The following is a 22,646-nucleotide window of genomic DNA, read 5'->3' as shown; positions in this document are numbered from 1 at the left end:
GCACGGCACACCCGCTTCGCTCGGCACGGCGCTGATAACAGTGTTCCTTTTTACACGGGGCGACTCCGTGCATCGGCTCCACCGAACGGCTTCACTCGCGGTCGGGACGGGGGATGCACGGTCCACTCGATACTGTTCCGCTAACACTCGGTTATATGTTATGGCCGACGTGTCCCGTGCCGGTTCCGGTGGGTTGACGGCCGGCGATTCGGTGTCGGACGCGAGTGCCATGGCGTCGTCGGGCGAGGCTATTTTTTCCTGGCGATAGTGTACACGCACCATGGGATACGTCGTCAGGATGCCAAAACTCGGCCTCGAGATGGAACAGGGGACGCTACTGGAGTGGGCCGTCGGCACTGGCGATCCGGTGTCCGAGGGTGATCTCGTCGCCGAAATTGAGTCGGAGAAGAGCATCGGCGAGATCGACGCTCGCGAGGACGGCGTCCTCCGCCGCACCTACCTCGACGTGGGCGGCGCCGTGCCGCCGGGGACGCCCATCGGCATCGTGGCGGCGGCCGACGCGGACATCTCGGATCTCGAAGCCGAGGCCGAAGCGGATCTGAGCGACGAGGTGTCGGAGTCGACGGCCGCGGACGCGGCGACGGAGACGACGGACGAAGCGGACGCCGGCGCGACGGCCGCGGACGACGGAGCGGCCACGACCGAGGAGGTGAAGGCGTCGCCGCGGGCACGCAAGCGAGCGGAGGAGCTGGGCGTCGATCTGACGACCGTCGAGGGGACGGGGCCGCAGGACTCGATCACCGAAGACGACGTGGAGGCGGCCGCGGAGCGTGCCGACGAGGACGATTCCGCCGAGGAGGTGAAGGCGTCGCCGCGGGCACGCAAGCGAGCGGAGGAACTGGGCGTCGATCTGACGACCGTCGAGGGGACGGGGCCACAGGATTCGATCACCGAAGACGACGTGGAGGCGGCGGCCGCCGAACCGTCGCCCGAACCGACGCGCCTCGAACCGTCGGCGGCGGAACGGTATCGGCGGGAGACGGCCGTCCTCGACGCCGCCAACGCCGACGCGCTGTTCGACGCGACCACCGCCGCCCGCGACGCCGTCGACGCGGACGCTTCGGTGACCGACGTGGTCTTTCTCGTCGCCTCCGCGGCGCTCTCGGCGTGTCAGCGGTTCAACGCCACCTACGCCGACGCCACCCACCAGATTCACGAGGGACAACACGTCGCCGTTCTCGACGAGGCGGGCACGTCCGTCGTCGCGGAGGCGGCGACGCGGTCGCTCTCAGAGGTGATCGAACGGCGTGGGGAGGAGGTGCCGGACGACGCGCCGACGCCGACGTTCACGCTGTCGAACGCGGCGGCGGGAGACGACGATGCGGGTGTCGGGCGCGTCGTCAACCCGCCCGCCGTCGCGGCGCTCTCGTTCGACCCCGTCGGTCAGCGTGCGACACCGACCGACGACGGCGTCCGACTGGACCGACTCGTCACCCTGCACGTCACGTACGACACGCGCGCCCTCGACGCGACCGACGCCCGCGCGTTCCTCGACGCCGTCGCCGAGGCGGCCGGCCGCGCCCCGGCGCTGGTCACCGAGTCGTATCTGGACTGAACACGCCCGCTCGCGCCGCCCGGTCGAGCGCGGCGCGCACGTCGACGAGGCGGGGCCCCTCCTCGCGAGGGGCGATTTCGACCGTCGCGTCGACGAGTTCGAGTTCGCGTTCGCCGTCCGCGCCGACGACGCCGTCCGGCACGTCGAAGCGTGCGGGGTCGTCGGCGTCGAGTCGGCGGTGTCGTTCCACGCCGACCGTCGCGGTCACGCCCGGTGCGACGACCGTCCGCACGGATCGATCCGCCTCGCCCGGATCGCACAGATGGAGGGCGGCGCCGCCGCCCGTCCCCGGATCGAACGGGTCGAGACAGCCGGCGACGCCGCTGAGGCCGATTTCGGTCGGGTGCGCGCGGCTGACGACGCCGCCCACGAGATCCGCGGGATCGATCAGCGCGCGCGTGCCCACGAACGAACGGTCGGACACCTCGACGGAGGCGAGGCCGGTCACGCGTTTCTCGCTCGTCGGCGTCTCGGCGCGGGCCTCGACGGTGCCGTGGCGGCGGGTCACAGCGTCGGCGTCGACGCGCTCGGTGGCGACGACGGCCGCGGCGACGCCCGCGATAGTGCCGTCGACCGGTGTCGGGACGACGTTGTTCGTGCCCGTCGAGACGGCGAGGAGCGGGATGTCGCCTGACTCCATCGCGGCGTCGCGGGTCGTGCCGTCGCCGCCGAGGACGACGATGACATCCGCCGTCTCGCGGAAGCGTGCCGCTGCGCGACGGGTGTCGGCCGCCGATCCTTCGACCGTGATGTCGAGGCGGTCGACGGCGACCCCGTCGGGTGCGTCCTCGACAACGTTCGCGGCGATGCCGGCGCGGTCGGGCAGGATCGACACCGCGGGCGGGTCGGGAACGGCGGTCAGGCCGTCGAGCAGGCAGGCGGCGACCCGCCGTTTGGCGTGGTTGTCGACGACGCTCGCGCCCCCGGTCAGCCGACGGATGTCCCGCCCGGCCTCGGGGTTGACGACGAGTCCGACGCGGGCCACTATGCGATCCGGTCGATGGCGTCGCGCACGTCGTCGCCGTCGGGGACGACTTCGTCCTCCAGTGGCGGGCTGAACGGAACGTGCGTGTCCGGCGTGCCGACCCGCTGGATGGGCGCGTCGAGGCTGAAGAACGCGTTCTCCATGGCACGGGTAGCCACCTCGGCGTGGATGCCGTAGGAGAGCGGACTCTCGTCCGCGACGACGAGGCGTCCCGTCTTCTCGACGCTCTCGACGATGGTGTCGGTGTCGAGGGGGTAGAGTGACCGCGCGTCGATCACCTCGACGCTCGTCGATCCGGCGAGGTCCTCGGCCACGTCCAGCGACTCCCCGACGAGTCGCTGGGTGGCGACGACGGTCACGTCCGATCCCTCACGTTCGATCGCCGCCTCGCCGATGGGGACGGTGAAGTCGGGATCGGTCGGCACCTCGCCCTGTTGCTCGTAGATCATCTTGTTCTCGAAGACGAACACGGGGTCGTCCGAGCGGATGGCGGCCTTGGTCAGCCCCTTGGCGCTCTCGGCGGTGCCGGGCGCGACGGCCTTGAGGCCGGGGAAGTGTGCGATCCACGTGTGGACGGTGCCGGAGTGCTGGCTCGCGGCGCCCATCCCGCCGCCCTCGGTGGTCCGGACGGTGACGGGCATCTCCGTCTTCCCGCCGAACATGTAGCGCATCTTCGCCATCTGGTTCATGATCTGTTCCATCGAGACGCCCATGAAGTCGGAGAACATGAGTTCGACCACGGGCCGGGTGCCGGTCGCCGCGGCACCGGTCGCGGCGCCGACGAACCCCGCCTCACTGATGGGCGTGTCGCGGACGCGCTCCTCGCCGAACTCGTCGATCAGGTCGCCCGTCACCGCGAGGACGCCGCCCATGTCGCCGATGTCCTCGCCCATCATGTACACGTCGTCGTCGCGTTCGAGTTCCTCGCGGAGGCCCTGCCGGATGGCCTCCCGGACCGTCATCGTCTCCGTCTGCTCGACGCCGGCTTGCGCCATCAGCGCTCACCCCCGTCGGTCTGGGCCTGTGCCTGTCGCGCGAACTCCTCGATTTCGGGCACCGGCTCCCCGAACATGTCGTCGTACGCTTCGCTCGGCTCGGGGTACGGCGCCTCCTTGGCGTACTCCAGTGCGTCCGCGATGGTCGCCTCCACCTCGGCTTCCATCTCCTCGAACTCGTCCTCGGTGAGTTCGCCGCGGTCGATCAGCCGCTCTTTGAACGACGTGATGGGGTCGCGCTGCCGCCACCGCTCGACCTCCTCGTCGTCGCGGTACACCTGTTCGTCGCCCTCGTAGTGGCCGCGGAAGCGATACGTCTCGGCCTCGACGATGGTCGGCCCGTCGCCGGCACGGGCGCGTTCACGGGCTTCGCCGACCGCCTCCGCGACGGCCGTCACGTCCATCCCGTCCACCGTGATGCCCGGGATGTCGTGGGCGGCCGCGGTGTCGCTCAGGTTGTCGACGTTGTGCTGTTTGCCGACGGGCGTCCCCTCGCCGTACTGGTTGTTCTCGATGACGAAGATGGCCGGCAGATCCCACGTCGACGCGAGGTTGACCGCCTCGTGGACCTGTCCCTGCGCGACGGCACCGTCGCCGAGGAAGCCGACTGCCACCTGTTCGCGGTCCTGATAGTCGATGGAGAGGGCCGCGCCCGTCGCCATCGGCGGCCCGGCGCCGACGATGCCGTTCGCGCCGAGCATCCCCGCGTCCACGTCGGCGATGTGCATCGAGCCACCCTTGCCGTTGCAGTAGCCGTCCGCCTTGCCGTACAGTTCGGCCATCATGTGCTCGGGGTCCAGCCCCTTCGCGATACAGTGACCGTGGCCGCGGTGCGTGCTGGCGATGTAATCGTCCTCGGCAAGCGCCGCGCAGGTGCCGACCCCGACGGCCTCCTCGCCGATATAGAGGTGGACGAATCCGGGAATCTCCCCGTCGGCGAACCGGTCCCCCGCCGTCTCGTCGAACACTCGGATCGTGAGCATCCGGCGCAGTGCTTCGATACGCCCGTCTACTGACTCGAGATCGTACCCTGACATACTACGGTGTGTGTTGTCAATTGACACAAGATTAAAGATAACGGTCGTTCGGGTAGAATCCGGCTTACTGCCGAACGTCCGCGGCGATGTCGTCGATGGCATCCCGTGCCCGATCCAGGTCGGGATCGTCGAGCATCGTCAGGAAGCCGTGGATCACGTCGTCGTACGACCGGTGGGTGGTCGGAACGCCCGCTGCGTCCAGTCGGTCGGCGTAGGCTCGTCCCTCGTCGCGGAGGGGATCGAACCCACAGGTCAGGACGGTCGTCGGCGGGAAGGCCGACGGCGTCTCGGTGCGAAGCGGCGAGGCGTGGGGATGGCGTCCGTCCGCGTCACTCCGGAGGTAGGCGTTCCAGAACCGCTCCATGTCCTTGCGGGTGAGGAAGTAGCCCTGCGCGTTCTCGGTGTACGAGTTGGTGTCGAAGGCGTGGTTCGTGACGGGGTAGGCGAGCACCTGCCGGTCGACGGTCGGTCCACCGCGCCGGGCGGCGAGGAGGGAAACGCCCGCCGCGAGGTTGCCGCCAGCGCTGTCGCCGACGAGGACGAGGCCGTCGTCGGCCACCTCCGCATCGATCCACTCGGTCGCCGCGTAGCAGTCGGCCAGCGGCGCCGGGAATCGGTGTTCGGGCGCGCGACGGTAGTCGACGGCGACGACGACGGATTCGGCCGCCGCTCCGAGGGCGCGACAGAGGGCGTCGTGGGTGTCGAGGCCGCCGAGCATCCACCCGCCGCCGTGGAAGAACGCCACGACGGGCCCGACGGCGTCGCTGGGATCGTACGTCCGGATCGGAATCGGCCCGGCCGGCCCCGGCACGCGCCGATCCGTCGTCTCGACACCCGTCTCCGTCGCCCCGTCCACTACACAGAGCCGCCGGTACGTCTCGCGGGCCTCCGACACGCCGAGCGTGTACAGCGGCGGGATGCCCTCCGCGGAGAGGTCGTGCAGGTAGGCTTCCACCTGCGGGTCGAGTTCGGCCATGACACGCTCCCTATTGGACGACCACGCACATAACGTTCGGCGCGGGGTGCGCGGCGCCGCGTGTGTGCAGTACTCTCAAGGTGCCGGGGTGTTAACATGTTAACATGATGGGGGATGGGAAACGTGCGGTCGTTCGGCGGGTGGTTCGGGAGAGCATCGCCATCGCGTACGTGGTGGCCGTCCTGTTCGCGTGGAGCCTGTCGGTGACGCGGCCCGACATCGTCTCTCCGACGGGAGTCCAGCAGGCGGCCCTCGATACGTTCTTTTTCCTCTTTGCCGTGGCCGGGGGCTACCTCGTCTTCGGCAAGCGGGCGCTGGACGCCGCGGTGGACTCCTACCAGAAACTCACGATGAGCACCGAGAAGCGGAACGCCCGAATCGCGGCCGGCGACGACACGTCAGGTGACTAGCTTTTTGAGACGACGGCCCGTTAGGTACGGTGCCGAGACGAGGAGGTCCGGTTACACATGGTATTCAAGAAAATCACCCTGATCGGGACGAGTCCGGAGAGCTTCGACGCGGCAGCCGACGACGCCATCGACCGCGCCGAGCAGACGCTGGACAACGTGAAGTGGATCGAAGTCGACGAACTCGGCGTCGAGATTGCGAGCGTCGAGAACCGCGAGTACCAGGCGGAAGTGACGGTGGCGTTCGAACTCGAAGGCTGACGCCAGCGTTCGGTTTTTTCGTATCGCGCGCCGGAGCGGCGGCGCCGTTCGGTCGAATCGAATAGATTGAAACGCCCCCGAATCCTCTGTGTCGACATGACCCTGGTGGTCGTGCCGGTCCGCTACCCGCTCAGCAGACACTCCCGGGCGACGCTCGCGGAGGCGATTCGCATCGCCGACGAGCGCGACGCCGACCTGACCATCCTCCACGTCGACCTCTATCAGGAGGGTCGGGAAGTGACCCGAACGGAACTCAAGCGGGCGGTCGAAGCGGAGTTCGGCCGGATCGACCGCGCCCGCTACGTCGTCCGCCGGGGCTTTCTGGTCGAGGAGACCATCCTCGACGAGGTGGCGGCGGAGAACGCCGACGCGGTCGTCATCGGGTCGAAACAGGTCAGCCGGTGGCGACGCACCTTCAGCCGCTTTCTCGACGACCCCAACATCGACCAATTCCTGCGTGAGAAACTCGACTGCGACGTGATCACCGTCAGCGCGGAGTAACGTCACTCGCCGTCGCCGTCGTCGTCGCTCTCCATCGGTTCCCGTTCGGTCACGCCGCTCGCGTCCTCGGCGCCGGGCGGCGGCAGGTCGCTCCCGTCCTCGACGGCGACCCGAGCGCGTCCGCTGTTCTCGTCGAACAGGAGGTGCTGGTGGGGGTAGGCGATCTCCACGTCCGCGTCCTCCAGCCCCGCCCAGATACGCTCGCGGACGGTCGACTCGATCCGCGGGATCTTGTAGGGCGTCCGCGCCCAGAAACGGAGGTTCAACCGGACGCCGCTGTCGGCGTAGGCGTCGATCAGCGTGGTCGGCTTCGCGGGGTAGCGCGCGCTCCCGATGCGGATGTCCGGTCCACCCTCGATCACGCCCTCGACGTTGCGGGCGGCGCGTTCCATGAGCTGTCGCGCTTCCTCCAGATCCCCCTCGTAGGTGACGAGCAGGGGGATCGACAGCCGCGTCCGTTCGTCCTCCGCGGAGTAGTTGGTCACGTCCCGTTCGCGCATCGAGGAGTTCGGGACGACGAGGAAGGTGTTCTCGAGGGTGAAGATCTTGGTGTACCGGAGGGTGATGTCGTCGACGAAGCCGCGGCGCCCGTTCTCCAGTTCGATCATGTCACCGATCTCGTATGGGTTGTCCGCGAGGACGAACACGCCGTTGATGATGCTCCCGACGATGGGCGCGAGGACGATACCGAGGACGGCAGAGAAGACGGTGACGGAGAGGACGATGTCGCCGATACCGAGGCCGACGATGCTCCCGGCGACGAACGTGGCGACGACGACGGTCGAGACGCGGAGCAGGCCGAGGACGGTCTGGGCGACGCTCTGGCGTTTGAAGCGGCGGGCGACCGGCCGGCCGAGCAGGCGAACGAGGAACTTCGAGAGAACGACGCCGATGCCGACGACGAGTATGGCGACGATGACCCGAACGGCCGCGGCGCCCCACAGCCACTTCAGCAGCGGCACGAGTTCCCCCGGCGGGCCCGTCGGTGTCGGCGTCCCGGTTTGCGCGACCGCCCCGATGTCCATGGATGTGTCTCTCCGCCACCGAAAAAAAGGGTTTCCACGCCGACGCCGTCGCCGTTCGGAAGCTACTAAATCGTCCGCGACGCAGGGGGGAGACGAATGGACCGACGGACACGCGAGTACCTCTCGGGGCGCTTCGGTGACTACTACCGGCGTGCCGACCCGACGCTTCCCCCCGATCCGGACGCCCGCGAGTGGGGTCACATCCCGTGGACGCGCGGCGAGTCGACGACGATGGTCCGCCATCAGTCCATCTACGACCTCGGCGACGTGGGTGACTTCCTCGCGCGCGAGGCGCCGCGGCACGTCTACTTCTCGGCCGCGCGCTACGACGACCCCGGCGCGAAGTCGATGGACGAGAAGGGGTGGTGCGGCGCCGACCTCGTTTTCGACCTCGACGCCGACCACCTCCCGAGCGTCGATCCCGAGATGGCCACCTACGCCGAGATGCTCGACGCCTGCAAGGACGCCCTCTATCGCCTGCTCGATCTGCTCGAAGACGACTTCGGCTTCGACGACCTGACCGTGGTGTTCTCCGGTGGCCGCGGCTACCACGTCCACGTCCGCGACGACGGCCTCGCCGACCTAGATTCGGAGGCCCGCCGCGAAATCGTCGACTACGTCCGCGCGGTCGACCTCGACATCGAGGGATTGGTCCGCACCCGCGCGGTCGGCGGGACGACCCGGCGCGAACTCCGGACGGGGGGTGGGTGGGGCCGGCGCACACACCGCCGCCTCGAAGCGTTCATCGACGAGTTGCGCGATCTGGACGAGGCCGACGCCAGAGAGCGCCTGACCGCGTTCGACGGCATCGGCGAGGGGCGGGCGGACACCCTGCTCGACGCCTTCGTCGACAGCGAGGCGGTCGCGCAGGGGAACGTCGAGGCCGGCGGCCCGGGCGCGCGGTTGCTGGTCGAGGCACTCGCCAGCGAGGCGGTCGAGGCCGAGACGGCGCCCATCGACGAACCGGTGACGACGGACACCCACCGGCTGATCCGCCTCCCGGGGAGCCTCCACGGCGGGAGCGGCCTCGTCGTCCGCTCCATCGACCGGTCGGACCTCGACGACTTCGACCCGCTGGTCGACGCCGTCCCCGACCGCTTCACCGGGCGGTCGATCCGCGTCGAGGTGACCGACCCCGGCACGGTCGAACTCGACGGCGACAGTTTTACACTCGATGCTGGTGAGCATTCGGTACCGGAGTGCGTCGGGGTGTTCCTGATGACGCGCGACCGAGCCCGGAAGATCAAAGAATGAACGTGGAGGAACTGCGCTCCGTCCAGCGCACCGAACGGCAGAAAGACAGCCTCCAACACCTCCGGGACTCGTTTTACCGCGACGTAGCGGAGTACGTCGCCGAGCGCAAGGCCGAACGCGAACGCGTGGCCGCCGAGGCCGACGACCCTTTCTCCTCGCCGGAAGTGACCCGTCTCACGGACGAAATCGAGACAGCCGAGGAGGTGGTCGAGAGCATCTACGAGCGTCGCATCGGCAAGATCGTCAAGCGCGCGACCTTCGCCGCGGCGGGCATGGCCGCCGAGGACGAAGGCCTCACCAGCGAGGAGCGCGACCTCTTCGACGATCTCGTCGCCCGGATCGAACGGAACCGCGAGACGGTACTCGACACGCTCGCGGGTGAGATCGGCGACGACGAGGGAACGGCGGCCGACACGCCGACGCCAGACGAGACCGGACGGGTCGACCCGGAGCCAGCGCCAGATCCCGAGCCGACCCTGCCAACCGAGTCCGAAGCGGGCGCGAGCGACGAGGTGCCGGGCCGAGCGCCCGCCCCGGACGACTTGCTCGCGGAGGCGATGGGTGGCGATGCGTCGTCGGTCGAGGCGGCGGACACGTCGCCATCGACCGAGACGCCCGTCCCGCCGGACGAGTCACCCACGCCGGACGGCGGCGACGCCGTCGCGTCGCCTACCGGCGGGAGTGGGACCGACCCCGACACCACCCCCGACACGGAGACTGACCGAACCACCCTGCGGATCACGCGCGACGTGGGCGAAATCTTCGGCGTCGACGAACGCGAGTACGACCTCGCGAGCGAGGACGTGGTGACGCTCCCGACGCCGAACGCCGAACCGTTGCTGGAGCGGGACGCCGCGGAACGGCTAGAATAAGTAGCGCTTCTCCTCACCTCAGTCGTCGGGCGCGAACCGGTACCCCACGAGGCCGACGAGCACCATACTTCCGATGGCGCCGAGAATCGCGGCGCCGGGGAACGGCGGGATGGTGTTGCTTCTTGCGGGGTCCGTACCGGTCTCGTCGGCGCCCGTGTCACTCGCGGCGCCGGCGCTCCCCGCATCGTTCGTCGCCGCGGACTGACTCTCCTGGCGCCGCGCCCCGCGCAGGTCGAGTCGAATCGACTCGCCCGCTCCGATAGATCCGTCGCTGACGAGGAGAGCGACCGGTGCGTCGCCGACGCGCAGGTTCGCGGAGTGGTCGACAGTGCTCGGGTCGTACCCCTGGACGACGACGGTGAGCGACGGCACGTCGCGGCGTGGCGTCGTCGTCAGCGTCGACCCTGACAGATCGTAGGCCGCCCCGACTCGTACCGTGCCGTTGGCAGGGGCGGTCACGTTGAGACGGACGCCGGCGTCGGTGCGACGATACTCGGCCTCACGGTTGTCGACCATCCCCGCGTACGGACTCGCATCCGTCGGCAGGGGGAGCGTGACCGATCCCGCGAACGGCCGATCGGCGGTGTTCCGAAGCGTGATCGTCTGGATGACGCTCGGCACGCCCGACTCGTTTTTCGGCGGCACCACCTGCAGGACGTACGCCGGTCGGGTGTCGGCTGCGACCCGCAGGGCGGACGCGTTCGACGTCGGTGGTTGCACCGTCAGCGTGGCTGGCTGATCCGCCGAGGCGGTCACGGACTGCCGATACGGCACGCCGTCGACCGTCGCGCGGAGGTGATACGTCTCGTTGGATTCGACGGGGCCGACGGCGACACGGCCGTCGGCGTCCGTCTCGACCGTCGTCACGACGAAGCCCTGATCGTCGACCACGTCGACGGCGACGCCGGACAGCGGCGTTCCATCCTCGTCGACGACGCGGCCCTCGACGGCGCCGCCGAGGGAGAACTCCGCGTGGGTCGTGTTCCGCAACACTTCGTAGTGGGTCGTGCCCTCGTACCGGACGCGGACGGCGTAGCGCGGCGCGTCGGGCGCCGACACCGAGAACGTCGATCTGTCCACTCGCGTCTGGGCGGACTCGCCGGCGCGCTGGAGGGTCTGCGTGACGGGCACGACGGTCACACGCGCCCCGTCCGCGGTGCCGTTCTCGACGGTGACGGTTCCGGATACCGACGTGGCGGCCGTGGCAGTCGGGACGGTAGCGAGACAACTGAGGACGACGAGGAGAGCGAGTAGGCGTTTCATGTCAGTCTGCAACCTCCGGGTTCGTGTCACGGGTCGAGTGAATGCCCGTCCCGGTCGTCACGCCGTGTCGCGGGTCGAACAGCGCGACGAGCGCCATTCCGACGAGCAACGAGAGGATGCTGAGTCGCATCAGCGTGACGAAGGGAATGCGCTTGACGGTGATCGAGGCCGTCCCGTCGCTGACGCCCGCGATGACGTAGGTGTCGACGAGGAGCCCTCGGTCGATGAGCACGTCCCGAATCTGCATCCCTCCCTGTTTGGGGTACCGACGCTGGCCGGCGATTCCCGAGGTGACGAGGCGGTCGCCGTCGTACACCGCGAGCGAGACGCCTTCGGCGACGACGCGGGTCGGGGCGACGGACTCCGGCGGATCCGACGCGGGGCCGACCGTTTGCGGCCCGGCGAGAACGACGGCGTCGGCGCTCGGGACGAAGTCCCACATCAGTTGCCCGCGCGCCACGAGGTGTTGGCCGGTGGCGAGCGAGGCGTTCGTCTCCTCGTCGGGGAGGCCGATCCAGACTCGGGAGTCGTCGAGTTGGACCACCGTCGCCCGCGGCCCGTTTCGCACGTCGGTGACGGTGCCGTGGACTGTCTGGACGGAGCCGTTCAGTGCGGGCCCCCGCGCTATCACCTGCTCGGTCGAGAGCGCGTACGACTCCGCGGCCGGATCGGTGGGGAACTCGGTTCGGGAGTGACCGAGGATGCGAATCGAGTACTCCGTGCCGGGAATCGCCTGCTGTGACCGGTCGACCGATCCCGTGCCGACACCGGTCGCCATGACGGACGCCTGCCCGGCGAAGGCGTACATGAAGGGTAACGAGAGGACGAGCAGCGCGGCCCCGACGTGGACGAAGGTGATGCCCGTCTCCTTCAGTTTCGCGTCGCGGGTCGTCGCCGCTCGAATCCGGCCGCTGGCGCGTTTCACCGTGCCCATGATGGCGTAGGCCACCGGCGGAAGCACCGAGAGGAGGCTCGCACTCCCCACGACCCGGTAGACGAGGGCGTCGCCGGGTCGGGGGGACGCCAACTGCCACGTCTCGGTCGGTGCCACGGCGGCGCCGACGAGCGTCGCGGCGGCGAACACGCCGAGGCCGACGACGCTCCGCCGACTCCGCTCGTGGTCGTAGTCCATGTAGAAGCCGAGGAGGAGGAGGATGCCGAGGACGAGCGGATAGCTCCACAGGTTGTAGTACCGCGACTCGACGGAGACTTCGAGGCCGGTGACGGCGTCGCGGAGGAGGGGGAAGGTGAGCCCCCACAGCGAGACGAACGTGAGGAGGCCGAATCCGAGGACGGCGAGGTGGAGGAGGTTCGACTGACGGAGCCAGCCGTCGGTGGTCGAGTCCTCGTCGTCGTCCTCGGTTTCGAGCAACCAGTACGCGAGCGGAGCGACGACACCGAGGCCGGCGGTCACCGCCATGAGGACGATGAAGGCGGCGCCGATGCCGCCGTCGGCGAAGGAGTGGACGCTCCGGAAGACGCCGCTACGCACGACGGACGTGGTGTAGACGGCGAGTGCGAACACGCTGGCGGTCATCGCGGGAGCGAGGATCCGGTACCGACCCGTCGGTTCGTAGGCGGTGACGGCGTGGAGCGTCGCGGTGAGGAAGAGCCACGGGATCAGAATCGCCGTCTCGACGGGATCCCACGCCCAGATACCGCCCCAGCCGAGGACGGTGTACGACCAGAGGCCGCCGAGCGCGACGGCGGCGGTCAGAAACAGCCAGCTCAGCCGCAGCCACCGGGTGACGCTGCCGTGCCACGTCGGAAAGACGCCGCCGTTGCCCCGGAACAGCGAGACGAAGTGGGCCGCACCGATGGCGAAGGGCATCGCCAAGAGAGCGTAGGCGGTGAACATCACTGGCGGGTGAATCGCCATGTACGGATCCACCAGCAGCGGATTCAGCCCCTGTCCGGTCGTGGGGACGAAGCCCGGCGGCGCCTGCGGGAACTCGGTCCGAATCGACGCGAACGGGCTCTGGAGCAGCAACATCCCCGTGAAGTACGCGACGAGGCCGAGGGTGAGCGCGTGGACGAGTTTGGCGTGCCGGTCCGGAATGCCGCGGACGGCGCCGGCCACCAGAGCGACGATGGCGACGATGACCGCCCACAGCAACACGGAGCCCTCGTTGGCGGCGTAGACGCCCGTCACCCGGTACAGCAGGGGGAGATACGACGCGGTGTTCTCCCAGACGTAGGCGTTCGTGTAGTCGGTGACGACGAACTGGTAGGTCAGCTGGAGCAGCGCGGAGAGGAGCAGGACCGCGGCCGCTGTGGTGAGTTTCGACACGTAGTCGAGATAGGCGTCGTCGTCGACGAGGTAGGCGCGAGCGAGGATGGCCGTCGCCGAGAGCGACGCGGCGAACGCGAGGGCGAGCAACGCCGTGCCGACGGTCGGCGTCATTGACGCTTGCCCCGCGCGTACTCGCTTTTCGCCGCGTCGAGATAGGAGAGGAAGTCGCTCTTCCCGGCGTAGCCGTTGATGCGGACGAGCACCTCACCGTCCGGCCTGATGATGACGTGCTGTGGCGGGTAGTCGACGTTGTACTTCCGCTGTAACCGGTTCCCCGCCGGTGCGTCGCTGTCGAGATTCACCGCCACTTTCACGAAGTCGTCCAGTTCCGACTGCACCGCTGGGTCGGCGTACACCTCGCGGTTGTAATCCTCACAGTACGTACACCACGTCGTCCAGAAGTAGACGATGATCGGCTTGTCCTCGGCGGCCGCCGTCGCCTCCGCCGCCGAGACGTTGGTCTGCCACCGTGTATCTCCGTGATACGAGTAGTTCTCGTCGCTCAGCGTGGGTGCTGCATTCATCGAAAAATACCCAATACTAAGCAAGACTACGAAGAAGGCGAGGGTCATCGCCTTTCGGGGCTTCATCAGTGACCCCCTGTAACAGCTTCCCCTAGTAAAATGTACTGTCTCGGGACGGCGCTGTTCCAGCCGATGAGACTGATTTCGGCTGTAATGGGTCTAAAGGGGCGTTTCAGCGGTTGTGGCGGTAGGTCTGGTGTGACGAGCGGATTCGGTCGCGATCGGTCTCGTGCTCGGGCAATCAAACTATTTTACGGCTCAAATTCACTCGACAGTTCTGGAGGAAGTTTTATATGGCCTGTGTAAATTATGCGAACTACTGCGAACGACTCTGACACACAGCTATGATAGGTAACTCGAACGGAACGACGGAGCAGACATGAGTCAGGGCGATTCGACGCTCCTGCTCAAACCCGCACTCCTCCTCGCCGGGACGGTGTTCGCGGCGATCATCCTCGTGTTCGCCCTCAACGGGGTGCTCGCGTACCTCGGCACCGGTGCGGTCGGTCCCGCTGGCCCGCAGGCCGGCGGGGCCGGCGCGACCGGCGCGACGGCGACGCCACAGGGGGCAGACACGGGCGGTGGAGGCACCGCGGCCGCCGAGGGAAGCGTTCAGAAGCTTCCCGGGGACTGGAGCGGGAGCAAGTGGTACAACGAGGACCTGCGAGAGCAGGAGTTCAAGTACAAAGATCCGAAGGCTGGGTCCGAGGTGCAGTTCCAGCCGAAGAAGATGAACAACTCGACGTTGCCGGAAAACGAGAACCGGCGCGAACTCGTCCGAGAAGGGCGCAAACTGTTCGCCAACACGTCGAACGAGATGCCGGAGCACGTCGGTAACGACCTGTCGTGTGCGAACTGCCACGGCGGCGGGTCGCTCCCGACGACCACCGGCATGGTTGGGCAGGATATCGACATGATTCCGCTGGTCGGCACCGCCGCCGGCTACCCCGAGTGGACGGGTCGGACCCAGCGTATGCGCGACATGCGACAGCGTATCATGGGTTGTTTCCTCCGAAGCATGAACGCCCCCGGCAGCGAGGAGGGCGTCCCGGCGTACGACAGCCGCGAGATTCAGGCTATGGAGTCGTACATGGTCTGGCTGAACAAGGGCACCCCGAGCGAGCGGGTCCCCTACTGGCGCCACATCGAGAAGCCGGAAGGTGACGAGAAGGTCCCCGTCTCCGAGGTCAACCCGGTCCGCGGGGCCGAACTCTACCTCGAGAACTGTGCGTCCTGTCACGGCGCGAACGGGCAGGGTGTCGAGGGTCAGTACCCGCCGCTCTGGGGTGAGGACTCCTTCAACGACGGCGCGGGGATGGGTCGGATGTACACCTCCGCCGGCTTCATCCGCGAGTCCATGCCCTACGGCGCGGGCCACACGTTCTCCAACTGGGAGGACGTGCAGGACGTCGCCGGATTCATGAACGCCCACAAACGGCCGCACCTGCCGCGCCAGCCCAAAGACTGGGCCGTGGCCGGTGCGCCGGACGAGGGCATCTACTACAACCGAACCCAGCAGCGGCTCGGCTACGACATGAATCCGATGACGAAGAAGCTCATGCTCGCCGGCATCCCCATCGACGACTCCGAAGTCACCCAGGAGATGATCCCGGAGGACACGAGCCGGTACGAACAGCCTCTCCGCAACGAATCGGTCGACGGGTCGTGGCAGACGACGTGGATTCGCACCTACGAGAACGTGGGCAACGAATCCGCGAGCAACGCCACCGCGTCGAACCAGTCGGCACTCGAACCGCAGGCCGCGGTATCGTCGGCGATGCGGGACGGTGAATCGGCCGAGACGCGAGCGGACACCGCAGGCTGACGCCTGCCTCCCCTCCGACGACTGAATGATAGAGACACCCTCCACGGTCGCGGTCTTTCTCGCGGGAGTGGTGACTATCCTGACACCGTGTTGCCTGCCGATGATTCCCGTTCTCGTCGTGGGGGCGAACGGCCACCGACTCCGCCCGGTCGCCATCGTCGCCGGGAGCACGCTGACGTTCACGGCGCTGGGGACGCTCACGGCGTCGCTCGGTGCCGTTACGCCGGAGACGATTCGGGCCCCGTTCGCGGTCCTCATGCTCGTGTTCGGCGTCGTACTGGCCGACGATGACGTGAACGACCTCTACACGACGTACGCGTCCCGACTGGCGGGCCGGGCGACGGCGCTGACGGGCCGTGTCGACGAGGACCGCCACCCCATCGCGAACGCCTTCGTCGTCGGGTTGCTCCTCGGCATCATCTGGTTGCCCTGCGTCGGCCCCATCCTCGGCGGCGTCCTCGCGTACGTCGGGTCGTCGGCGAGCGTCGCCGGCGGGGCCGCCCTCCTGTTTACCTACGGCGTCGGCTTTTCCATTCCCCTCCTCGGCGTGGCATACGCGGGTCGGATCGGTGGCCACCGCCTCGTCGACTCCGCGTCCACCGCTAGCTTCCGAACTGCGACCGGCTACGCCTTCGTCCTCCTCGGCCTCGCGGTGCTGTTCGACGTGGACAAACTCGCACTCGCGTCGGTCACCAACTTGAGCTGACACACATGACGACAGACGAATACGAACGAACGGAACGCACACGGTCGAATCGCTTCAGCGCCGCTCGCATCGTCGGACGGATAACGGGTATCCTCCACCGCGTGACGCGAAGTCGCGCGGTGAAATGGGGGACGCTCGTGTTCGGCACGCTCTCGCTGGCGCTCGTGTTCGGCACCGCCTCGAAGACGATGTACGGCATCGAACACGGCGGCAACCTGCTGGCATACTGGCACATCGCCCTCGCGTGGGTGGCCGCCGCGGCACTCGGCACCACGTTCGTCGGGAGCGCGCTCTATCTCCGTTACCGCGGGCCGTTCTGGAGCCGCCTCGCCCACAGTTCGGGCGAACTTGGCTTCCTCTTCGCGACGCTGACGCTCCTGTTCGGAAGCGCGTGGGGGAAGGTCATCTGGAACTCGTGGTGGGAGTGGACGGACGTGCGCCTCGTCACCTTCCTCATCGTGTGGTTCATCTACGCGGGCTATCTCGTGGTGTCGGCCGCGACGGACCCGGGAGCGGGTGATCGGTACGTCGCGGTGTACGGCGTCATCGGCTTCGTCACCGTGCCGATCTCGTACGCCTCCACTCGGCTGTGGACGCCGACGTTCCACGAGACGACGATGGGGAACCCGCAGGTCAGCGCCAACATCGATCCCACGACGCTGGTCGTGACCGTCGTCGCGGCGACGTTCCTGTACGTCTACCTGCTGGGGCTTCGTATCCAGGTGCACGAAGTCGAAGACCGCATTCGCCGACTCCACACGCAACGGAGGTGAGAATCATGGAACCACTGCTCCTGTTCGGCTACACGGCGCTGTTCGTCGCCCTCTTCGGGTACGTGACGTACCTGCAGCGTCGACTGGGTCGTCTCGAACGCCAGTTGAACGACGCGCGCTAAGCGCTACTCCTCTACGACGAACTCGAACGTCGCCACGCCCGCGAGCAAGAGGACGCCCGTGTAGAGACAGAGGAGGCGGAGCCACGATCCCAGTGGGGCGCCTGCAGTGAGCGCCGCCGTGAGTTCGACGCCCGCCAGCAACACGGGCACGACGAGAGGGACGAGCAACAGCGGGAGCGCGAGTTCGTCGAGGCCGGAGCGATAGGTCAGCGTCGCGACGACGACGCCCACGGCGGCGAATCCGACGGCGGCGATGGCGAGAATCCCGACGACGGCGAGCGCCGTCCGCGGCGTCGGCGCGTAGCCGAGGAACACCGTCGTCACCCCGAGCGTCACCACGTTCACGACGAAGACGAACAGTGCCGTGCTCGTCACCTTCCCGAGGTAGACGGCCGAGCGGTCGACCGGTGCCACCAGCAGGCCGTCGAGGGCGGCGTTCCGATCCTCGATGGCCGCCGCCTTCGTCACCCCGAGGGTGCCCCCGAAGACGAACGCGATCCAGAGCGCCCCGCGGCCGAGCACTGCCGGCTCCCGGAACGTCTTGACGAAACTGAACGCGAAGGCGAGGACGACGAGGAGCGCGAACACCGCCGTCGTCGTCGTGATGCCTTTCGTCCGACTCTCGACGCGCAGATCCTTCCTGACGATGCGGAACACGGCGACGAGAAAGGCCCTCATACGTCGCGGCCACGCTCCGATTCGTTCAGTCCGATCGCGCGGCGATACGTGGCGTCGAAGTCGGCGACGGATCCGTCGAGGGAGACGTCGGCGCGGAGTTCGCCCCGGTCGAGCACCAGCGCCCGGTCACACCGGTCGACCCCGCGGTCGATGTCGTGGGTCGTCAGGACGACGGTCCGGTCGTCGAAGCCGTCGAGGACGGCCTCCAGATCGGCGACCGACCGCTGATCGAGTCCGGTGTAGGGTTCGTCGAGGAGCAACACGTCCGGCCGGTGCAGGAGCGCGCGGGCGAGCGACAGTCGCTTGCAGAGGCCGTGGGAGAACGCCTCGGGCCGCTGGCTCGCTCGCTCGCGCAGGCCCACGGTGTCCAGCACCGTCTCGCAGCGTGCCGCCGGGTCGTCGAGGCCGTGGAGGTCGGCGTGGACCCGGAGGTTCTCGCGGGCGGTGAGGGCGTCGTACAGCATCGTATCGTGGGTCACGACGCCGAGCCGGCGGTAGACGGCGTGGTCGTCCGGCGTCAGTTCCGACGCGCCGAGGGTGATCGTCCCGCCGGTCGGACGGACGAGTCCCGCGAGCATCCGCAAGAGCGTGGTCTTGCCGGCCCCGTTCGGCCCGAACAGCCCGACCGTCTCGCCGTCCTCGACGGCGAAGGAGAGGCCGTCGACGGCGGTGACGCGGCCGTACGCCTTCGTCACGTCGGCTACCCGAATCGCCGTCTCCGTCATCGCGCCTCGGCGGGCCGTTCGGACCCCTCGTGGGCACGGACGGAGAGCTGCTTGGCGACGAGCGTGTCGCCCTCGACTCGCCCTTTGGCGACGACGATGCGATTCTCGCCCATCGTCTCGGGGAGCGTCCCCTCGTAGACGACGCGTGTCGAGTGGTTGCCGTCGGTCACCTCGAACGTCGCCCGCTGCCCTTGCGTGTCGAGGTTCTGCACCGACCCCTCGAGATTCACCCACTCGCCGTCGTAGTCGTCGTCGGACAGTTGTGTTGGACTCACGAACGCAGCAGAGGCGTTCATGCTCGACACACCGAGCACGCCGAGAAGCACCACTACCCCCACAATCGTGACGAGGAGCTTGTTTTTCCGTCGCACTGGCCCACATCCGAGCCGACGATTCTTGATTGTGTCGGATCACTATCGGCGATGTAATAGTGTAGACGTGGGTCGCACATCCACGATCAATCGCCCCGCTCGGCAGGCTCACGGCCGCGTCGATCCGGCCACAGATTCTTGAGCCACCGTTTCCAATGCGCGCCATGACCTCTCGCCTGTCTCGGACGCTCGTACTCCTCGTCGTCGTCGGCTCACTCGTCGTCGCGGGCGTCGCACCCGCCGTCGCGACGGTAGATAGCGACCCGGATGCCGCCGAGTGGACGACCCTGCCCACGCACGAGGGTGGTTCGACGGGGACGCCGAGCGAGGAGGCGATCCTCCACCAGCGTGCCATCGCCTCCCGCAACCCCGAGCCGGGGAGTGTGACCCTCACCTTCGCGTACGACGTGCCGTCGGCCGTCACGGGCCTCCGGGTCGCCGTGCCCGTCGTGGGCCTCGACGGTATCAGCCTCGCCGGGATGGACGGCTTCGAGCGCACCGAACGCGGCTACTTCCTCTGGGACGGCGAGACCGAGCGGCCGACCATCTCGATCCGTATGGCGGTGAGTGACTCGCTCGCCTCGGGCGTCCGGGGGATCGAACGCGACGACTGGGCGCTCGTCTCCGAACCCCAGACGCGTATTCAGGTGCGGACCGACGCACAGCCCCTCCAGACCACCTCCTTCGACGTGGCTGCGGGCGAACAGGGCTTCGCGCGGAGCCACCTGGCGTATCTCGGCCCCCACGAACGCCGGAACGTGACCGTCGCCGACGAGCGTGCGACGTTCGTCCTCGGCGCCGAGAGCGCGACTCCCGACCGGGCCATCGCCTTCCTGCGCACCGCGAACGAACACTTCGACCTCGGGGTGCAACGCGACACGATCACGGTGTTCGTCCTCCCGCTGAGCGGACTGGAGGAAGGACCGGTGCAGGCCGCGACGGTCGACACCGCGTTCTGGGTGGGGAGTACGGGCCTCCGCCTGGACTCGACGGGGTCGGTGTTCACGCACGAGTACGTCCACACGCGACTGAGCACGGTCGGCCGGGAGGACGCGACGTGGCTGACCGAGGCGACGGCCGAGTACTACGGCCGCCTGTTCGCCTTCAACGACGGCGTCGGCACGTACGACTCCTTCCTCGACGGCCTCCGCGCGACGCAGTACACGCCCGACAGCCGGCCCGTCGTGCTCACCGATTCGGAGACGTGGCGGGGGACGAAGGCCCACTACGCCAAGGGCGCGCACGTCCTCGCGGCGCTCGACGCGGAGATTCAGCGCCGGACGGACGGCGAGCATACGCTCCGTGACGTGTTCGCTGGGCGGACGGAGCCGTTCCGCAACTATCGCGCCTTCCGCGCCGCAGTGGTGGAGGTGACGGGTGACGAGTCGATCGGTTCGTGGCTGGACCGCTACGCGACCACGGACGACCTGCCGCCGCTGCCGGAGGACCCCCGGTACTACGTCGCCGAGCCATCGCTCGATCCGGACGGGGATGGGATGGCGAGCGGCGCGGAACTCGACGCCGGGCGGCACCCGTTCGTCGAAGGGGCGGCGACGGAACGATTGCAGGAGGAAGCGGAAACGGGAACGGACGCCACGAACACCGACGACGGGACGACGCCAGCACCGGCCGGGACGCAGGGATCGGCGCCCGGATTCGGTGTGGTCGCAGTCGTCGTCGCACTCGCGGCGCTCGGAGTCGGGCTACGTCGACAGTAAGAGACGAGACGGTTTAGACGCGCCGCAGGCCCTCACCCAGACCGGTCGCCTCGCCGCACTCCGGGCACTCGTACGTCCACCCGTCCTTGGTCGCACGACCCTCCGGGAACTCGGCATCACATTTTCGGCACACGAGCAGATCCCGGCGGGTAGAGACGTGCATCTGCGGCATAATCGGAGAATTGACAGCATCCTACATCAACGTGTCGTTTCGGTTCCATGCTAACGTGTGTCTCACCGCACAGCCCGACGAGAGCCGATCATTCGGTCGATTCCCGCCCGTCGGATTCCCGACCTACTCGTCGCCGTCGCCGCTCAGAATCCCCCGGTGAGTCATCCGCTCGGGATCGAGTACCTCGTCCGCTTCCGCCTCGGTGAGGTAGCCTTTCGCCACCGCCACCTCGCGGACGGTCTTGCCCTCTTTCAGCGCCGCCTTGGCGACTTCCGACGCCTTGTCGTAGCCGATGGCGGGGTTGAGCGCCGTCGCCAGCGCCATCGACCGCTCGACGGCGTCGGCACAGTGGTCCTCGTTCGCCTCCAGTTTCGCCACGAATTTCTCCGCGAACGTCTCGGCGGCGTTCGCGAGGAGGTCGGCCGACTGGAGGAAGTTGTACGCGACGACGGGTTTGTAGAGGTTGAGGTCGAGTTGACCGCCCGCCGCGCCGGCGGAGACGGCGGCGTCGTTGCCCACGACCTGCGTGTGGACCTGATTGACCGCCTCGGCGACGACCGGATTTATTTTGCCGGGCATGATCGACGATCCCGGCTGGTTCTCGGGCTGTTCGATTTCGCCCAGCCCGTTGCGCGGGCCGGAGGCGAGCAGTCGGAGGTCGTTGGCGATCTTGTTCAGCGAGCCCGCGACCGTCCGCAGGGCGCCGTGGGCCTCGCCCATGGCGTCGTGGGCGGCCTGCGCCTCGAAGTGGTCGTCCGCCTCGCGGAAGGGGAGGTCCGTCTCCTCGGCGATGTACGCCGCCGCGCGTTCGGGGAACTCGGGGTGGGTGTTCAGCCCCGTCCCCGTCGCTGTCCCACCGAGGGCGAGTTCCGCGAGTCGGGGCTGGACCGACTCACAGCGCTCGATGCCCTTCTCGACCTGCGTGCGGTAGCCGCCGAACTCCTGCCCGAGGCGGACGGGGGTGGCGTCCTGCAGGTGGGTGCGGCCGGTCTTGACGACGCCGTCGAACGCCTCGGCTTTCTCGTCGAGCGCCGCGGCGAGCGTCTCCAGCGCGGGCACGAGATCCTTCTCCACCGCCTCCAGCGCCGCGACGTGCATCGCGGTGGGGATCACGTCGTTCGAGGACTGTCCGAAGTTGACGTGGTCGTTGGGGTGGACCACCCGGTCGCCCACCTCCGAGCCCATCAGTTCCGCCGCGCGGTTGGCGATCACCTCGTTGGCATTCATGTTCGAGGAGGTGCCCGATCCGGTCTGGAACACGTCGACCGGGAACTGGTCGTCGTGCTCGCCAGCGATCACCTCGTCCGCGGCGTCGACGATGGCCGTCGCGATCTCGTCGTCGACGAGGCCCAGATCACGGTTGGCCCGCGCCGCCGATTTCTTGACGACGCCGAGCGCGCGAACGAATCGCCGCCCGAACCGCGCGTCGCTGATCGGGAAATTTTCCACCGCGCGCTGGGTCTGGGCTCCCCAGTAGGCGTCGGCGGGCACGCGAATCTCGCCGAGGCTGTCCCGTTCGACGCGGAATCCGTCCTCACCGCTATCGTCGCTCATGCGCGAGCGAACGGCGGCCGCGTCGTAAAAGGT

24 protein-coding genes are annotated in these 22,646 nt (G+C 68.2%); 11 read left to right on the top strand and 13 right to left on the bottom strand.

The genetic code is table 11. The features are described 5' to 3' along the window. The first annotated feature begins 280 nt into the window (after nucleotides 1–280). Entirely contained in the window at nucleotides 281–1,576 is a 1,296-nt protein-coding gene (locus tag DU502_RS13875; RefSeq protein ID WP_121920252.1) for an E3 binding domain-containing protein, read from the top strand. Here DU502_RS13875 and DU502_RS13870 read toward each other — a convergent pair. The 4 genes from DU502_RS13870 to DU502_RS13855 all read right to left on the bottom strand — a co-directional run bounded on the left by DU502_RS13870 (nucleotide 1,554) and on the right by DU502_RS13855 (nucleotide 5,569). After that, entirely contained in the window at nucleotides 1,554–2,561 is a 1,008-nt protein-coding gene (locus DU502_RS13870) for an NAD(+)/NADH kinase (protein ID WP_121920253.1), read from the bottom strand. The genes DU502_RS13875 and DU502_RS13870 overlap by 23 nt on opposite strands. Continuing rightward, nucleotides 2,561–3,556 (bottom strand): alpha-ketoacid dehydrogenase subunit beta, encoded by a 996-nt coding sequence (locus DU502_RS13865; RefSeq protein ID WP_121920254.1) that lies wholly within the window; start codon nucleotides 3,554–3,556, stop codon nucleotides 2,561–2,563. The genes DU502_RS13870 and DU502_RS13865 overlap by 1 nt, the downstream gene beginning before the upstream one ends. Then, nucleotides 3,556–4,593 carry a thiamine pyrophosphate-dependent dehydrogenase E1 component subunit alpha gene (locus DU502_RS13860; protein ID WP_121920255.1) on the bottom strand — a complete coding sequence of 346 codons (1,038 nt, stop codon included), beginning with the start codon at nucleotides 4,591–4,593 and terminating at the stop codon, nucleotides 3,556–3,558. Before DU502_RS13860 ends, DU502_RS13865 begins: the two co-directional genes overlap by 1 nt. 64 nt (nucleotides 4,594–4,657) lie before the next feature. Beyond that, nucleotides 4,658–5,569 (bottom strand): alpha/beta hydrolase, encoded by a 912-nt coding sequence (locus tag DU502_RS13855; protein WP_121920256.1) that lies wholly within the window; start codon nucleotides 5,567–5,569, stop codon nucleotides 4,658–4,660. Between the two features lie 104 nt (nucleotides 5,570–5,673). On the opposite strand from DU502_RS13855, the gene DU502_RS13850 reads away from it, so the two are divergent. The 3 genes from DU502_RS13850 (at nucleotide 5,674) to DU502_RS13840 (ending at nucleotide 6,738) form a co-directional block, all read left to right on the top strand. Next, nucleotides 5,674–5,979 carry a hypothetical protein gene (locus DU502_RS13850; RefSeq protein ID WP_121920257.1) on the top strand — a complete coding sequence of 102 codons (306 nt, stop codon included), beginning with the start codon at nucleotides 5,674–5,676 and terminating at the stop codon, nucleotides 5,977–5,979. A 57-nt stretch (nucleotides 5,980–6,036) separates the two neighbouring features. Beyond that, nucleotides 6,037–6,237, top strand: coding sequence for a dodecin (locus DU502_RS13845; protein ID WP_121920258.1), 201 nt, complete (start codon nucleotides 6,037–6,039; stop codon nucleotides 6,235–6,237). Between the two features lie 96 nt (nucleotides 6,238–6,333). After that, nucleotides 6,334–6,738 carry a universal stress protein gene (locus tag DU502_RS13840; RefSeq protein WP_121920259.1) on the top strand — a complete coding sequence of 135 codons (405 nt, stop codon included), beginning with the start codon at nucleotides 6,334–6,336 and terminating at the stop codon, nucleotides 6,736–6,738. A gap of 2 nt (nucleotides 6,739–6,740) precedes the next feature. Here DU502_RS13840 and DU502_RS13835 read toward each other — a convergent pair whose 3' ends face one another. Further along, a complete protein-coding gene (locus DU502_RS13835; RefSeq protein WP_121920260.1) occupies nucleotides 6,741–7,763 on the bottom strand; it encodes a mechanosensitive ion channel family protein in 1,023 nt (340 codons plus the stop codon). A 96-nt stretch (nucleotides 7,764–7,859) separates the two neighbouring features. Between DU502_RS13835 and priS the strand changes: the two genes are divergently transcribed. Beyond that, complete coding sequence (gene priS / locus DU502_RS13830; protein ID WP_121920261.1) at nucleotides 7,860–9,017, top strand: DNA primase small subunit PriS; 1,158 nt, start codon at nucleotides 7,860–7,862, stop codon at nucleotides 9,015–9,017. Then, complete coding sequence (locus DU502_RS13825) at nucleotides 9,014–9,889, top strand: hypothetical protein (protein WP_121920262.1); 876 nt, start codon at nucleotides 9,014–9,016, stop codon at nucleotides 9,887–9,889. The genes priS and DU502_RS13825 overlap by 4 nt, the downstream gene beginning before the upstream one ends. An 18-nt stretch (nucleotides 9,890–9,907) precedes the next feature. Here the strand turns inward: DU502_RS13825 and DU502_RS13820 are convergent, their stop codons facing one another. The 3 genes from DU502_RS13820 to DU502_RS13810 are packed head-to-tail and all read right to left on the bottom strand — an operon-like array spanning nucleotide 9,908 to nucleotide 13,969. Beyond that, nucleotides 9,908–11,152, bottom strand: coding sequence for a carboxypeptidase-like regulatory domain-containing protein (locus tag DU502_RS13820; RefSeq protein ID WP_121920263.1), 1,245 nt, complete (start codon nucleotides 11,150–11,152; stop codon nucleotides 9,908–9,910). A 1-nt stretch (nucleotide 11,153) separates the two neighbouring features. Beyond that, on the bottom strand, nucleotides 11,154–13,556 hold the full coding sequence (gene ccsA, locus DU502_RS13815; protein ID WP_121920264.1) for a cytochrome c biogenesis protein CcsA: 2,403 nt from the start codon (nucleotides 13,554–13,556) through the stop codon (nucleotides 11,154–11,156). Beyond that, on the bottom strand, nucleotides 13,553–13,969 hold the full coding sequence (locus tag DU502_RS13810; protein WP_121920265.1) for a thioredoxin family protein: 417 nt from the start codon (nucleotides 13,967–13,969) through the stop codon (nucleotides 13,553–13,555). The genes ccsA and DU502_RS13810 overlap by 4 nt, the downstream gene beginning before the upstream one ends. Nucleotides 13,970–14,348: 379 nt before the next feature. Between DU502_RS13810 and DU502_RS13805 the strand changes: the two genes are divergently transcribed. From DU502_RS13805 to DU502_RS13790, 4 genes are read left to right on the top strand one after another with little or no spacing between them, the layout of a single operon-like run. Next, the gene (locus tag DU502_RS13805; protein WP_199722705.1) at nucleotides 14,349–15,794 is read left to right on the top strand and encodes a c-type cytochrome; all 1,446 of its coding nucleotides are present in this window, start codon (nucleotides 14,349–14,351) and stop codon (nucleotides 15,792–15,794) included. 25 nt (nucleotides 15,795–15,819) lie between these two features. Continuing rightward, a complete protein-coding gene (locus tag DU502_RS13800) occupies nucleotides 15,820–16,500 on the top strand; it encodes a cytochrome c biogenesis CcdA family protein (protein ID WP_121920266.1) in 681 nt (226 codons plus the stop codon). A 5-nt stretch (nucleotides 16,501–16,505) separates the two neighbouring features. Continuing rightward, nucleotides 16,506–17,273, top strand: coding sequence for a cytochrome c biogenesis protein (locus DU502_RS13795; RefSeq protein ID WP_121920267.1), 768 nt, complete (start codon nucleotides 16,506–16,508; stop codon nucleotides 17,271–17,273). Between the two features lie 5 nt (nucleotides 17,274–17,278). After that, nucleotides 17,279–17,395, top strand: coding sequence for a CcmD family protein (locus DU502_RS13790; RefSeq protein ID WP_114587297.1), 117 nt, complete (start codon nucleotides 17,279–17,281; stop codon nucleotides 17,393–17,395). Nucleotides 17,396–17,398: 3 nt separating this feature from the next. Here DU502_RS13790 and DU502_RS13785 read toward each other — a convergent pair whose 3' ends face one another. The 3 genes from DU502_RS13785 to DU502_RS13775 are packed head-to-tail and all read right to left on the bottom strand — an operon-like array spanning nucleotide 17,399 to nucleotide 19,094. Beyond that, complete coding sequence (locus tag DU502_RS13785) at nucleotides 17,399–18,073, bottom strand: heme exporter protein CcmB (protein ID WP_121920268.1); 675 nt, start codon at nucleotides 18,071–18,073, stop codon at nucleotides 17,399–17,401. Next, nucleotides 18,070–18,798, bottom strand: a complete 729-nt coding sequence (locus DU502_RS13780) for an ABC transporter ATP-binding protein (RefSeq protein WP_121920269.1) — start codon at nucleotides 18,796–18,798, stop codon at nucleotides 18,070–18,072. Before DU502_RS13780 ends, DU502_RS13785 begins: the two co-directional genes overlap by 4 nt. After that, nucleotides 18,795–19,094: a cytochrome c maturation protein CcmE domain-containing protein gene (locus DU502_RS13775; protein ID WP_449271742.1), complete on the bottom strand. Its 300-nt coding sequence runs from the start codon at nucleotides 19,092–19,094 to the stop codon at nucleotides 18,795–18,797. The genes DU502_RS13780 and DU502_RS13775 overlap by 4 nt, the downstream gene beginning before the upstream one ends. Before the next feature lie 239 nt (nucleotides 19,095–19,333). Between DU502_RS13775 and DU502_RS13770 the strand changes: the two genes are divergently transcribed. Then, nucleotides 19,334–20,887 (top strand): M61 metallopeptidase family protein, encoded by a 1,554-nt coding sequence (locus tag DU502_RS13770; protein ID WP_121920271.1) that lies wholly within the window; start codon nucleotides 19,334–19,336, stop codon nucleotides 20,885–20,887. Between the two features lie 13 nt (nucleotides 20,888–20,900). Here DU502_RS13770 and DU502_RS18370 read toward each other — a convergent pair whose 3' ends face one another. Then, nucleotides 20,901–21,059 (bottom strand): HVO_2901 family zinc finger protein, encoded by a 159-nt coding sequence (locus DU502_RS18370; RefSeq protein ID WP_166033685.1) that lies wholly within the window; start codon nucleotides 21,057–21,059, stop codon nucleotides 20,901–20,903. 123 nt (nucleotides 21,060–21,182) lie between these two features. Next, nucleotides 21,183–22,613 carry a class II fumarate hydratase gene (locus DU502_RS13765; RefSeq protein ID WP_121920272.1) on the bottom strand — a complete coding sequence of 477 codons (1,431 nt, stop codon included), beginning with the start codon at nucleotides 22,611–22,613 and terminating at the stop codon, nucleotides 21,183–21,185. Nucleotides 22,614–22,646 lie beyond the last annotated feature (33 nt).

This window comes from Haloplanus aerogenes (assembly GCF_003856835.1).
Lineage (GTDB): Archaea > Halobacteriota > Halobacteria > Halobacteriales > Haloferacaceae > Haloplanus > Haloplanus aerogenes.
This window is presented reverse-complemented; position numbering and strand designations above follow the sequence as displayed.